Annotated in this window: 11 protein-coding genes; 9 read left to right on the top strand and 2 right to left on the bottom strand. The window is 63.6% G+C overall.

The features are described from left to right. The first annotated feature begins 39 nt into the window (after positions 1-39). Positions 40-444 carry a Fur family transcriptional regulator gene (locus E5X88_RS13125; RefSeq protein WP_292161784.1) on the top strand — a complete coding sequence of 135 codons (405 nt, stop codon included), beginning with the start codon at positions 40-42 and terminating at the stop codon, positions 442-444. Positions 445-552: 108 nt separating this feature from the next. Here E5X88_RS13125 and polA read toward each other — a convergent pair whose 3' ends face one another. Continuing rightward, positions 553-3519: a DNA polymerase I gene (gene polA / locus E5X88_RS13120; RefSeq protein WP_292161783.1), complete on the bottom strand. Its 2967-nt coding sequence runs from the start codon at positions 3517-3519 to the stop codon at positions 553-555. Between the two features lie 463 nt (positions 3520-3982). Here polA and E5X88_RS13115 point away from each other — a divergent pair, with 463 nt between their 5' ends. From E5X88_RS13115 to E5X88_RS13080, 8 genes are all read left to right on the top strand, one after another. Further along, positions 3983-5368 carry a M20/M25/M40 family metallo-hydrolase gene (locus tag E5X88_RS13115; protein WP_292161782.1) on the top strand — a complete coding sequence of 462 codons (1386 nt, stop codon included), beginning with the start codon at positions 3983-3985 and terminating at the stop codon, positions 5366-5368. Positions 5369-5469: 101 nt separating this feature from the next. Further along, entirely contained in the window at positions 5470-6090 is a 621-nt protein-coding gene (locus E5X88_RS13110) for a ribonuclease D (protein ID WP_292161781.1), read from the top strand. Positions 6091-6141: 51 nt separating this feature from the next. Then, on the top strand, positions 6142-6390 hold the full coding sequence (locus E5X88_RS13105) for a hypothetical protein (RefSeq protein WP_292161780.1): 249 nt from the start codon (positions 6142-6144) through the stop codon (positions 6388-6390). Positions 6391-6496: 106 nt separating this feature from the next. Then, positions 6497-6751: a GlsB/YeaQ/YmgE family stress response membrane protein gene (locus tag E5X88_RS13100; RefSeq protein WP_292161778.1), complete on the top strand. Its 255-nt coding sequence runs from the start codon at positions 6497-6499 to the stop codon at positions 6749-6751. Positions 6752-6778: 27 nt separating this feature from the next. Further along, positions 6779-6925 carry a hypothetical protein gene (locus E5X88_RS13095; protein WP_126034716.1) on the top strand — a complete coding sequence of 49 codons (147 nt, stop codon included), beginning with the start codon at positions 6779-6781 and terminating at the stop codon, positions 6923-6925. A 79-nt stretch (positions 6926-7004) separates the two neighbouring features. Next, positions 7005-8009 carry a hypothetical protein gene (locus E5X88_RS13090; protein ID WP_292161777.1) on the top strand — a complete coding sequence of 335 codons (1005 nt, stop codon included), beginning with the start codon at positions 7005-7007 and terminating at the stop codon, positions 8007-8009. A 59-nt stretch (positions 8010-8068) separates the two neighbouring features. Continuing rightward, entirely contained in the window at positions 8069-10321 is a 2253-nt protein-coding gene (locus E5X88_RS13085) for a transglycosylase domain-containing protein (RefSeq protein WP_292161776.1), read from the top strand. Between the two features lie 53 nt (positions 10322-10374). After that, entirely contained in the window at positions 10375-11127 is a 753-nt protein-coding gene (locus E5X88_RS13080) for an SDR family oxidoreductase (protein ID WP_292161774.1), read from the top strand. A 15-nt stretch (positions 11128-11142) separates the two neighbouring features. Here E5X88_RS13080 and ybaL read toward each other — a convergent pair whose 3' ends face one another. After that, positions 11143-12921: a YbaL family putative K(+) efflux transporter gene (ybaL, locus tag E5X88_RS13075; protein ID WP_292161772.1), complete on the bottom strand. Its 1779-nt coding sequence runs from the start codon at positions 12919-12921 to the stop codon at positions 11143-11145. Positions 12922-12923: the final 2 nt, after the last annotated feature.

Raw genomic sequence — 12923 nt, 5'->3', positions numbered from 1 at the left:
CGACATGCAAGCGGCGCGAAACGGGGTGGAAACAGGATCATGGCGGCAAGGGATGTGCTGACGAAGAACCAGTTGTGCGTGCTCGAGAAGCTCGAGGCCGCCAGCGGGCCGCTCAGCGCCTACACATTGCTCGACCAGCTTCGCGAGCGCGGCTTTCGCGCGCCGCTGCAAGTTTATCGCGCGCTCGATACGCTGGTGAAGTCCGGTTTCGTGCACAGGCTTGAAAGCCTCAATTCCTTCGTCGCCTGCGCCGAGCCGCACGACCACAGCCATTCGATGGCCGCCTTTGCCATCTGCGACACATGCGGGCAAGTGACCGAGTTCTCCGATCACGATGTCGGCCATCGGCTCGACGAATGGGTACGCTCGACCGGTTTCGCCGCCAAGAAGGCGGTGATCGAATTCCGCGGTACCTGTGCGAAGTGCCGGGCGGAGGCGGCCTGAAGGCCTGTTAGGCCGCGACATAGCGGTGGTGACCCTTTTGATGCTGGAGGGCGGGCGAAGGATCGCTACAGATCGCATCTGGTCGGCCGTGGACGTCCGTATGAGGTGCTAATGCGCCTCTTCCCAGTTGTTGGCGGCACGGGCGTCGACATGCAGCGGCACCGACATCGACACCGCCGGCATCGCGGCGTTCTCCATCACCTGGCGCACGACGGGGATCGTCGCCTCGACCTCCGCTTCGGCGGTCTCGAAGACCAGCTCGTCATGCACTTGCAGCAGCATGCGGGCGGAAAGCTTCGCCTTTTCCAGCGCCTGGTCCATGCGGATCATGGCGCGGCGGATGATGTCGGCGGCGGTGCCTTGCAGGCGGGCGTTGATCGAGGCGCGCTCGTTGAAGGCGCGGACCGAGGGGTTCGACGACCGTATCTCAGGATAGTGGATGCGGCGGCCGAAGATCGTTTCGACATAGCCGTATTCGCGGGCATAGGCCTTGGTCGCGTCGATATAGTCGCGGATGCCCGGGAAGCGTTCGAAATATTTCTTGATGTAGGCGCCGGCCTCCTCGCGCGGGATCGACAGCTGGTTGGCGAGGCCAAAGGCGGAAATGCCGTAGATGATGCCGAAATTGATCGCCTTGGCGCGGCGGCGTATCTCCGCCGGCATGCCCTCGACCGGTACGTTGAACATTTCCGACGCGGTGATGGCGTGGATGTCGGCGCCGTCGGCGAAGGCCTGCGTCAACTGCGGGATCTCGGCGACATGGGCGAGCACGCGCAGCTCGATCTGGCTGTAATCGGCGGAAACCAGCTTGTTGCCCTTGTCGGCGATGAAGGCCGTCCTGATCTTTCGCCCCTCGACGGTGCGCACCGGAATGTTCTGCAGATTGGGATCGGAGGACGACAGCCGTCCCGTCGTCGTCGCGGCAAGGGCGTATGAAGTGTGGACGCGCTTCGTATCGGGATGGATGAAGCCGGGCAGCGCATCGGTATAGGTCGATTTCAATTTGGTCAGCTGGCGCCAGTCGACGATCTTGCGCGGCAGTTCGTGGCCTTCGGCGGCGAGGTCTTCCAGAAGTTGCGCCGAGGTCGACCACTGGCCGGTCTTGGTTTTGGAACCGCCGGGCAGGCCCATCCTGCCGAACAGGATGTCGCCGAGCTGTTTTGGCGAGCCGATGTTGATGCGCTCGCCGATGAGCTGATAGATTTCATCCTCCAGCCGTGCTGCGCCCTGTGCCAGTTCGCCGGAGAGCCGCGACAGGATCTGCCGGTCGACGGAGATGCCGCGCTGCTCCATCCTTGCCAGCACCGGCACCAGCGGCCGTTCCAGCCGCTCGTAGACCGAGACGAGGCCCTTGGCGGCAAGCCTTGGCTTCAGCACCCGCCAGAGCCTCAGCGTCACATCGGCGTGCTCGGCGGCGTAGGCCGTTGCCTTGTCGATATCGACCTGGTCGAAGCCGACGAAGCTTTTTCCCGAGCCGGCCAGCTCCTTGAGGGAAATGGTCGTGTGGCCGAGCCACTTTTCCGACAGAGCCGCCATGCCGTGGCCGCCGGATGTGCCAGCGTCGAGCACGTAGGAAATCAGCATGGTGTCGTCGAAGGGGGCGACATCGATGCCGTGGCGGCTCATGACGACGAGGTCGTATTTCAGCTCCTGCACGATCTTGAGAACAGACTTGTCCTCCAGCAAGGGCTTCAGGACGCCAAGCGCCTCACGGATCGGGATCTGGTTTTCGACCATTCCGCCGCCGAGCAGGTCGCCGTTGCCGCTTTTATGAGCGAGCGGCACATAGGCGGCGCGGCCGGGCGCGGTGGCCATGGAAAAGCCGATCAACTCGGCCTGCATCGGATCAGTTGAGGTGGTCTCGGTGTCGAAGGCGACGATGCCGGTCTCCATCGCCTCGGCCACCCACGCCTTCAGCACCGCCGTGTCGCGGATGGAGACGTAGGTGCTGGTGTCGATCTTTCTGGCAGTGGCGTCCTCGAAGCGAAGCGCCGAAAGAAGGGAAGGGGTGTCGCCTTCCTTGCTTTCTCTGCTGGGGCCGGTCGGCGCCGTTCTCCCGGCTTCGTCTGTCACCGCGCCCACCGCGCCTTCGGCGGCTGCCGGCACTCCAAACCCGACATCGGGACCATGCGCGGTGTCGGCGCGCTCGATCGTAACGGCGACGGCCTGGACATCAGCCGGCTCCGTTCCGGTCGCTTCCGCTACGCGGCGGGTCAGCGAGGAGAACTCCATGGTCTTGAGGAAGCCGATCAGCTTTGGCCCGTCGGGCTCGTGCAACGTGAAATCGTCGAGCCCTTCGATCACCGGCACGTCGTTCTTCAGCGTCACCAGCTCACGCGAAATGCGCGCCTTGTCGGCATTGGCGATGATCGATTCGCGGCGCTTCTCCTGCTTGATCTCGCCGGCGCGCGCAAGCAGCCCATCGAGGTCGCCGAACTGTTCGAGCAGTTGCGCCGCCGTCTTCGGCCCGATGCCGGGCACACCCGGCACGTTGTCGACCGAATCGCCGGTCAGCGCCTGCAGGTCGATCATCTTCTCCGGCGGCACGCCCCATTTCTCGACGACTTCGGGAACGCCGATCTGGCGGTCCTTCATCGGATCGTACATGCCGACGGTTGCGCCGACCAACTGCATCAGATCCTTGTCGGAGGAGATGATGGTGGTGTCGCCGCCGGCTTCGCAGGCAAGCCGGCAATAGGTGGCGATCAGATCGTCGGCCTCAAACCCTTCCATCTCGATGCAGGGCAGGTTGAAGGCCTTGGTCGCCTGGCGAATCAGGCCGAATTGCGGGATCAAATCCTCCGGCGGCGCCGAGCGGTTGGCTTTGTATTCGGGGTAGAGATCGTTGCGGAAGGTTTTCGACGAATAGTCGAAGATCACGGCGAAATGCGTCGGCACCACGCCGACATCGGTGTTGCGGGCGTCCTGCGTCAGCTTCCAAACCATGTTGCAGAAGCCGAGCACGGCACTGACCGGCAGGCCGTCGGATTTGCGGGTCAGTGGCGGCAGCGCGTGATAGGCGCGGAAGATGTAGCCGGAGCCGTCGACAAGGAAGAGATGATCGCCTTTTTTCATGGGACGAAGGGATAGCGCGGCGCAGCGCTGCGGTCCATGCCAAAGGCGGCTTCAGCCACCGGTTCCGGCAACACCCTGACAGAGCCGATGTCCTGATGACTTGGCCACCATAGAATCGGCCACCATAGAATCGGCCGACATGGAACTGGCCGCTCACGCGTATGTTACAAAAGTGTAATTTTGACGCCCTTGAATCGCCATGTTCGAAGACACAGATAAACGTCATCGGCATTTTTCGCCGAGGTCCGGAGTAAGGCCCGTCCCCCGCCTATCCCGGACACTTGCGGCAGCCTATCCCCCCTCTCCGGGCTGCCGCATCGTTTCGAGTAAAGGCCGCCGTGGTTCCCCCTCCACCACGGCGGCATTTTTTTGCCGACAGGTTTCCTGGTCCAACGACCGCCGGCTTTTCGTTTCTGCCTTGCAGGCTTAGGGTTGCCGCTCAGAATCGAAAGGCCTGATAAAAATGTCCGCAGTCTCCCCCGTCCTCGACCGCCTCGACAAGAATCTCGACGAGAGCCTGGAGCGCCTGTTCGGGCTGCTCAGGATCAAGTCGATCTCGACCGATCCGGCCTATGCCGCGGATTGCCGCAAGGCGGCGGAATGGCTGGTGGCGGAGCTCAAGCTGATCGGGTTCGACGCCAGCGTGCGTGACACACCAGGCCATCCGATGGTGGTCGCGCATCATGACGGGCCGGCGGACGCGCCGCATGTCTTGTTCTACGGCCATTACGACGTGCAGCCGGTCGACCCGATCGAGCTCTGGGACAGCGACCCGTTCGCACCTTCGGTCAAGGAGATCGAGCCCGGCCATCAGGTGATCACAGGACGTGGTTCGGCCGACGACAAGGGGCAGCTGATGACCTTTGTCGAGGCTTGCCGCGCCTGGAAGCAGGTGCATGGCGGGCTGCCGTGCCGCATCACGATCCTGTTCGAGGGCGAGGAGGAGTCCGGCTCGCCATCGCTGAAGCCGTTCCTCGAGGCAAACGCGGCCGAACTCAAGGCCGACTTCGCGCTTGTCTGCGACACCGGTATGTGGGACCGCGATACGCCGTCGATCTGTGTCGCGCTGCGCGGGCTGGTCGGCGAGGAGATCACGGTCAAAGCCGCTGACCGCGACCTGCATTCCGGTCTTTATGGTGGGGCCGCCGCCAATCCAATCCGCATCCTGGCCGGGGTCCTGGCTGACATCCACGACAAGGACGGCCATGTCACCATTCCGGGTTTCTATGACGGTGTCGAGGAGACCCCCTCGCAGGTCCTGAAATCGTGGGAGACGCTCGGCGAGACCGCCGAGACGTTCCTTGGGCCTGTCGGCCTGTCGATTCCATCAGGTGAAAGGGGCCGCTCGGTGCTCGAACTCACCTGGGCGCGGCCCACGGCCGAGTTCAACGGTATTATTGGCGGCTATACCGGCAAGGGGTTCAAGACGGTGATCGCGGCGGAAGCCACGGCAAAAGTGTCCTTCCGCCTCGTCCACAAGCAGAATCCGGAAAAGATCCGTGCCGCTTTCCAGACCTTCGTCAGGGAGCGCATCCCGGCCGATTGCTCAGTCGATTTCCATCCGCATGGCGGCTCGCCGGCGATCCAGCTTTCCTACGACTCGCCGTTTCTCGCCAAGGCTAAGGACGCGCTGTCCGACGAGTGGCCGAAGCCGGCGGTGACGACGGGAAGCGGCGGCTCGATCCCGGTGGTCGGCGATTTCCAGACCTATCTCGGCATCGAATCCTTGCTGGTCGGGTTCGGCCTCGACGATGACCGCATCCATTCGCCGAACGAGAAATACGAGCTGAGTTCCTTCCACAAGGGACAGCGCTCCTGGGCGCGCATTCTCGATGCGCTGACACGCTGACAGGGAAAGAATTCAACTTTCTGTTGATTTTTCATCGGATCGCGGCGAGGACGGGCCATCCCTGTTGAGCATCACCGCATGGGCCGCGACCGGAGAAGACGATGAGCGATATCCGCTTCCACAAGAACGACCTGCCCGGGCTGTTGCATTACGACGTCGGGGCGGTCGCCATCGACACGGAGACGCTGGGCCTCAATCCGCATCGCGACCGGCTTTGCGTGGTGCAGATATCGCCGGGTGACGGTACCGCCGACGTCATCCAGATCGCGCCCGGCCAGAAGAAGGCGCCGAACCTCGTCAGCCTGCTCAGGAACCGCAGCATAACCAAGCTCTTCCATTTCGGCCGCTTCGATCTCGCCGTGCTCTATAACGCCTTCGGCGTCATGCCGGAGCCGGTGTTTTGCACCAAGATCGCCTCGCGGCTGACCCGAACCTACACCGACCGGCACGGGTTGAAGGACATCTGCCTTGAACTTCTTGGCGTCAGCCTGTCGAAGGTGCAGCAATCGTCGGACTGGGCAGCGGAGACGCTGTCGCCCGAACAACTCGAATATGCCGCCTCCGACGTGCTCTATCTGCACCAGCTGCGCGATGTGCTGACGGCGCGGCTGGCGCGCGAGAAGCGGACCAAGGAGGCAGAGGCCTGCTTCCGCTTCCTGCCGACGCGTGCGAAACTCGACCTGATGGGCTGGGATGAGGCAGACATCTTCGCCCACAGCTAAGTTGGAACCAGCTGTTCGCCGCGACGTTCTGTCGGTCCATGGAGGGATGAAATGGCTGCCAGAAAACCCATCGAAACAGCCCCGAAGGACGGCTCCAAGGTCACCGTCATCTGGAAGGACAGCGACGGCGTGATCAACGAATCCATCGCGCAGTACCGGTCGCTCGACCGGCTGAGGGCGGCCGGCGGCGACTGGGACGAGAACGACACCGGATGGTGGGCCTATACGGACGGCCATACGCAAAAGAAAATCGAGCCGATCGGCTGGCGGCCCGCATCCGGGGATGACGAGGACGAATGACGCCGCTGGCGGGGCCGGCTACTTTCCAATAGCTTGAGCCCGTTGCAACCGGAGATCGATTCGGGGCTTCCTGCTCCGCGACCATCCGCTCAGGAGGGATTTGCAAATGGGTGTTGAGAGTCTGCTTGTCTTCATCATCATCGGTGCCATCGCCGGCTGGCTCGCCGGCCTGATCGTCAAGGGTTTTGGCTTCGGCCTGGTCGGCAATATCGTCGTCGGCATCGTCGGGGCCTTGATCGCCGGCTGGCTCTTCCCAAGGCTTGGGTTCGCCATAGGCGGTGGCATATTTGCCTCCATTATCCACGCCACGATCGGCGCGGTCATCCTGCTCGTGCTGATCAAGCTGGTGAAGCAGGCCTGATCCATCGAAGGACATCAAGGGCGCGCTATGAAACAGAATATGCTCTATCTCATCATCGGCGCGCTCGTCGTCGTGGTCATCGCGCTCGGCACCTACGTCTATCGCGAGCAAACCAAGCCGAAGGGCGTCGAACTTAAGATCGACGACAAGGGTATTTCGATCCAGGAAAACTGAGCGCGCAGGGTCTGGCGCGGCAAAAGGTGCCGATGACCACCCATATCGACTATTCGAGCCCTTCAGGTCACGCTCTCAGGTGATAGCCCGGATCGACTTCAAAGCCAGCGATGCCGTACGAGCCGCGCTCTCGGCCATCGGTCGCACGGAAGATGTGCGCTTTTCGCCGGACAATCGGCTGCTGGCAATTGCGGGATATGCGCGAAGGCGCTGTCTGATCCTGCGGATCGACGTCGATGCGGCGCCGAGTGGTCCGCAAGTCATCGTCCATGACTTCATGGAATTGACGTCGGGAAGCATGGGTGAGGTCCACGGTCTCGATTTCATCGATGACCGAACCCTGGTGATCGCCAATCGTGATGGGCTGGTTGCGATATTTGCCCTGCCCTCGGGCGAACCGGCCGGCCGCCAGTGCGACATTGCGCCTATTCGCGAGATCAAGGGCGGACTGTTCTGCAAGCTGAAGACGCCAGGTTCCGTCGCGGCCAGGCAGGAGACGCGTGGCCGAGTCAGCCTCCTGGTCTGCAACAACTACAGGGACAGTGTCACGCGCCACGTCGTCGACCGGTGGGGCTACCGCGCGTGGAAAAACCAGGTCCTTCTGAAGCGCGGCCTGAACATACCCGACGGCATAGCGGTCAGCCATGATGGCCAATGGATCGCCGTCAGCAGCCACGGCACGAACGATGTGAAGATCTACAGCATGTCCGCGCCGCTGGAACCGGATACCGAACCCGCTGGAATCCTGCAGAATGCCAATTATCCGCATGGCCTGCGTTTTACAGGCGATGACCGGCAGATCCTCGTCGCCGATGCAGGCAGTCCACTGCTTCACGTCTACGAGCGCGACGCGGGCTGGAGCGGCAGCCGTATGCCCTCTCGCTCTGTTGCCGTCCTTGACGACGAAACTTTCGGGCGCGGCAGGGCCAGCGTCGAAGAAGGCGGTCCGAAGGGGCTAGATATCGATCGTTCGAACAGCGTTGTGGCGGTGACCTGCGAAGAGCAGACGCTAGCCTTCTTCTCGCTGGCATCGATAACCGATCGCCCGGCTGCGGCGCTCGAGCGAGACTTAACTCGCCTTTAAACCGCCGCATCTACTCTTCACCCCGAACGCCATAGGCATCGGGACAGACAGCACAGCGCATGGCGAACCGCAGAGACAGCCGTATCGAACCCAGCTTCGAGGGACCGCCACGGGCGAAATCCTCGGCCGGTTTTTCGGTAAGCGAGGAGGATCGCGTCGTGCCGAGCAGCCGTAAGACCTCTGCCAAGCGCCAATCGGCCAAGAAATCGTCGCGCCGCGGACGCGGCAAAAGCCGGCGCGGCCTGTTTGGCGTGCTCGGCCGGCTGGTCTACTGGTGCTTCGTGCTGGCAATATGGGGCGGCATCGCCACCGCCGGCATCGTCGTCTATTACGGCGCGAAAATGCCGGCGGCCACCACCTGGGCCATCCCCGACCGCGCGCCCAACATCAGGATCGTCTCCGTCGACGGACAGCTGCTCGCCAATCGCGGCATGAGCGGCGGCGAAGCCGTCGGCCTGCATGAAATGTCGGCCTATATTCCCGAGGCCGTCATCGCCATCGAGGATCGCCGTTTCTATTCGCATCTGGGCATCGATCCGATCGGTCTGTCCAGGGCCATGGTGGCCAACGTTCTCGGCGGCCGTTTTTCGCAGGGCGGCTCGACGCTGACCCAGCAATTGGCGAAAAACCTGTTCCTGACGCCCGATCGCACGCTGGAGCGCAAGGTGCAGGAAGTGCTTTTGGCGCTGTGGCTCGAGCACAAGCACACCAAGGACCAGATCCTCGAAATGTATCTCAACCGGGTCTATTTCGGCTCCGGTGCCTATGGTGTCGAGGCGGCCTCGCGCCGCTATTTCGGCAAGAGCGCGCGCGATGTCACACTGCCGGAGGCCGCACTCCTCGCTGGCCTGCTGAAGGCGCCGTCGCGATTGTCTCCGGCACGCGACCCGAAGGCGGCCGAACGGCGCTCGCAGCTTGTCCTCGCCGCCATGCGCGACGAAGGCAAGATCAGCGCCAAGGACCTGACCACGGCGATGAGCGCGCCGGCGACGCGGGTGGCATCCTACTGGACGGGCTCGGAAAATTATGTCGCCGACACAATCATGGAAGAACTGCCCGAATTGATCGGGGACGTGCGCGGCGACATCATCGTCGACACCACCGTCGACCTCACGCTGCAGAAGCTCGCCGAACAATCGATCCGCCGGCTGATCGACGGGAGCGGCAAGAAGCTCAATGCCAGCCAGGGCGTGCTAGTGTCGATTGACAATTCCGGCGCGGTACGTGCCATGGTCGGCGGTTATGATTATTCGACCAGCCAGTTCGACCGTGCCTCGGAGGCGCGCCGCCAGCCGGGCTCGGCGTTCAAGCCTTTTGTTTACATGGCTGCACTAGAAGCCGGCCGCACGCCCGACAGCGTGCGCAATGACGCGCCGATCAAAATAGGCAAATGGACGCCAACCAATTACGGCGGCAAGTATTTCGGCAAGGTGACGCTGGCGACGGCGCTGGCGAAGTCGCTGAACTCGGTGGCCGCCCAACTGACCATGGAAGTCGGACCTGACGCCGTCATCGAGGCGGCACATCGCATGGGCATCCAGACCGACCTCACGGCCAACACCTCGATCGCGCTCGGCACCTCTGAAGTGACGCCGCTGGAATTGACGTCGGCCTATGTCCCCTTCGCCAATGGCGGCTACCGGCCGGAAGTCCATTTCATCCGCCGCGTGACGACAGCCGGCGGCAAGGTGCTCTACGCCAACAATGGCGGCGGCGCCCCGCGTGTCGTCAAACCCGAAGTCGTCGGCATGATGAACTCGATGATGACCGGCACGGTCGAAATCGGCACTGCCAGGAAGGCGGCTTTTGCCTGGCCGGCCGCCGGCAAGACCGGCACCAGCCAGAATTCGCGCGACGCCTGGTTCATCGGCTATACGGCCAATCTCACCACCGGTGTCTGGTTCGGCAATGATGATGGCAGTCCGATGAAGAAGGTCACCGGCGGTGCGCTGCCGGCGCAGGCCTGGCATGAGTTCATGGTCGCCGCGCATGAAGGCGTGCCGGTGCGGCCGCTGCCCGGGACATGGAGGTCAACGCCAGCGGATACGATCGTGCAGGACGAAATTCCGTCCAATACGGCGCAGCCGGCCCCTGTGCCGTCCGCTTCGGTTGGCCAATCCGCGCCGTCCGCCCAAAAAGCGTCGCCGGCTCGCGCCGCGCGTCCCGCCGAAACGGTCGATGCCGGTGGCTTCGGCATGCCGGGCGGTGATGGAACCACCGCATCGATCAAGCACCCGGTGCCGCCCGGCGATGTCGGCGGGCCTGTCAAGAAGCGGCAGACCTCGATCCTCGACATCCTCACCGGCGGCTGAGCCCTCGCCATCGCGACGGTGTTCCGCTACATCTCCAGTTTGGAGACCGCGACATGGCCGAGACCGACACCAGAAAGACCATCGTGCTGACCGGCGCAAGCCGCGGCATCGGCCATGCCACGGTCAAGCGCTTCTCGCGCGAGGGCTGGCGCGTCATCACCTGCTCGCGCCAGGCCTTTGCCGAGGACTGCCCGTGGCCGGCCGGTCCAGAGGACCATATCAAGGTCGATCTCGCCGACCAGGAGGATGTCGGCATCGCGATCTCGGAAATTCGCCATCGGCTGGAGGCGCACGGCGGCCAGCTTCATGCGCTGGTGAACAATGCAGGCATTTCGCCGAAGCTCGAGGGCGACAACAGCCGCATGAATTCGATCGACACGCCGATGCATGTCTGGCGCGACGTGTTCCAGGTGAATTTCTTCGCGCCGATCATGCTGGCGCGGGGATTGTTCTGGGAATTGGCGTCGGCCAAAGGCTCGATCGTCAACGTCACCTCGATCGCCGGCACCCGCGTGCATCCCTTCGCCGGCACGGCCTATGCGACGTCGAAGGCGGCACTCGGCTCGCTGACGCGCGAAATGGCGCATGATTTCGGCCCGCACGGCATCCGCGTCAACGCCATCGCACCCGGCGAGATCGACACGGCGATCCTGTCGCCGGGCACGGAAAAGATCGTCGAGACGATTCCGCTGCGGCGGCTGGGCACTACGGCCGAAGTCGCCGACATCATCTTCTTCCTGTGCTCGCAGCAGGCGTCCTATGTGACGGGTTCGGAAATCCACATCAATGGCGGCCAGCACGTGTGAGCGACCGCTGGCGAGTTAAGTAACCGGCGCATTCGGCTCTGCCCCGCCTTCCATCACCTCTGCCACGATCCCACGCGCGATCTCGCGCTCACCCATGATCACCGTGTCGGCGCCGAGCCCCTTGAGATGCTCGACCTCGGCATCGGAATGGGCGCGGGCGATGACGTTGATCTTCGGGTTGGCGGTGCGTGCGCGCAGCACGATCTGCCCCGCCTCGAAGGCGTTGGGAATGGCCAGGATCAGCCGCTTGGCGCCCTCGGGATTGGCCGCGGCGAACACCTCGCTGTTCGCGGCGTTGCCGAACACGGTTTCGATGCCGTCGGCCTTGAGCTTCGCCAGCGTCTTGTCGGCATCCTCGATGACGAGGAAGGGCAGGGCGGCCTCCTTCAATGACGCGCCGACGAGGCTGCCGACACGGCCGTAGCCGATCAGGATGGTGTGGCTGGTGAGCGTTGTCCTGGGAAGTGGGCCGTCCTCTTGCACTGGTGTCGCGACCGAAGCCAGCCGACCTGGCTCCGTCGCGGGGCCAATCGGCTTTGCCTCGTCGAGCGACGCCGTCTTGCCCGCGCGCCTTTCCAGCCGCGGTTTCATCCAGTCAACGGCAAGGAATATCAGCGGGTTGAGGACGATCGACAGGATAGCGCCGGCGAGGATGAGGTCGCGTCCTTGTTCGGGCAGCAGCTTCAGCCCGACACCGAGTTCGGCCAGGATGAACGAGAATTCGCCGATCTGAGCGAGGCTTGCCGAGATCATCAGTGCCGTGGCGAGGGGATAACCGAAGGCGACGACGATGACGAAGGCCGCCAGCGACTTGCCGATGACGATGATGGCCAGCGTCGCCAGGACCGGCCAGCCATTGCTGATCAGGCTGAACGGGTCGAACAGCATGCCGACCGAGACGAAGAACAGCACGGAAAAGGCGTCGCGCAGCGGCAGCGATTCCTCGGCCGCCCGGTGGCTGAGTTCGGATTCGCTCATGATCATGCCGGCGAAGAAAGCGCCCAGCGCCAGCGAGACGCCAAACAGCTTGGCCGCGCCGAAGGCGACGCCGAGTGCGATGGCGAGCACAGCCAGCCGGAACAGTTCGCGCGATCCGGTGTGGGCGACGTAGTGCAAGATCCAGGGGATGACACGGCGACCGACCACCAGCATGACGACGACAAAGGCCGCGACCTTGGCCAGCGTGATGCCGACGACACCCCAAACGCCGTAGCTCGCCGGCAGCGACAACAGGCCGCTGGAGTGGGCCTCCAGCTGCTCCTGACCGCCCAGCACACCGGCCAGCGCCGGCAGCAATACCAGCGCCAGCACCATGGCCAGATCCTCGACGATCAACCAGCCGACGGCGATGCGGCCGCGTTCGGTTTCGATCAGCCGCCGCTCCTGCAGCGCGCGCAACAGCACTACGGTCGAGGCGACGGAAAGTGCCAGCCCGAACACCAGCCCCGCGCCCATCGACCAGCCGAGCATCCAGGCAAGGCCGGCGCCGAGCGCCGTTGCGAAGCCGATCTGCGCGATCGCGCCGGGCACGGCGATGGCGCGGACCGACAACAAATCCTTCAACGAGAAATGCAGGCCGACGCCGAACATCAGCAGTATCACGCCGATCTCGGCCAGTTCAGTGGCGAGGCCGGCATCGGCGACGAAGCCCGGCGTGTTCGGCCCGACCAGAACGCCGGCGATGAGGTAACCGACCAGCGGCGGGATGCGGAAGCGATTGGCAATTGCGCCGAAGACGAAAGCCAGCCCCAAACCGGCGACGATGGTGGCGATAAGGGGCGTGTCGTGCGGCATGG

Origin of the sequence: Mesorhizobium sp., from assembly GCF_004962245.1 — a bacterium.
In the GTDB taxonomy this organism is placed as follows: Bacteria; Pseudomonadota; Alphaproteobacteria; order Rhizobiales; family Rhizobiaceae; genus Mesorhizobium.
Note: the sequence above shows the minus strand (reverse complement) of the source record. Positions and strands in the feature narration are given on the sequence as shown.

What these genes read in the sequence shown, in the direction of transcription:
- ybaL (WP_292161772.1), bottom strand. Translation starts at nt 12,921, where the DNA reads ATGCCGCACGACACGCCCCTTATCGCCACCATCGTCGCCGGTTTGGGG.
- polA (WP_292161783.1), bottom strand. Translation starts at nt 3,519, where the DNA reads ATGAAAAAAGGCGATCATCTCTTCCTTGTCGACGGCTCCGGCTACATC.
- E5X88_RS13085 (WP_292161776.1), top strand. Translation starts at nt 8,069, where the DNA reads ATGGCGAACCGCAGAGACAGCCGTATCGAACCCAGCTTCGAGGGACCG.
- E5X88_RS13110 (WP_292161781.1), top strand. Translation starts at nt 5,470, where the DNA reads ATGAGCGATATCCGCTTCCACAAGAACGACCTGCCCGGGCTGTTGCAT.
- E5X88_RS13100 (WP_292161778.1), top strand. Translation starts at nt 6,497, where the DNA reads ATGGGTGTTGAGAGTCTGCTTGTCTTCATCATCATCGGTGCCATCGCC.
- E5X88_RS13115 (WP_292161782.1), top strand. Translation starts at nt 3,983, where the DNA reads ATGTCCGCAGTCTCCCCCGTCCTCGACCGCCTCGACAAGAATCTCGAC.
- E5X88_RS13125 (WP_292161784.1), top strand. Translation starts at nt 40, where the DNA reads ATGGCGGCAAGGGATGTGCTGACGAAGAACCAGTTGTGCGTGCTCGAG.
- E5X88_RS13095 (WP_126034716.1), top strand. Translation starts at nt 6,779, where the DNA reads ATGAAACAGAATATGCTCTATCTCATCATCGGCGCGCTCGTCGTCGTG.
- E5X88_RS13105 (WP_292161780.1), top strand. Translation starts at nt 6,142, where the DNA reads ATGGCTGCCAGAAAACCCATCGAAACAGCCCCGAAGGACGGCTCCAAG.
- E5X88_RS13080 (WP_292161774.1), top strand. Translation starts at nt 10,375, where the DNA reads ATGGCCGAGACCGACACCAGAAAGACCATCGTGCTGACCGGCGCAAGC.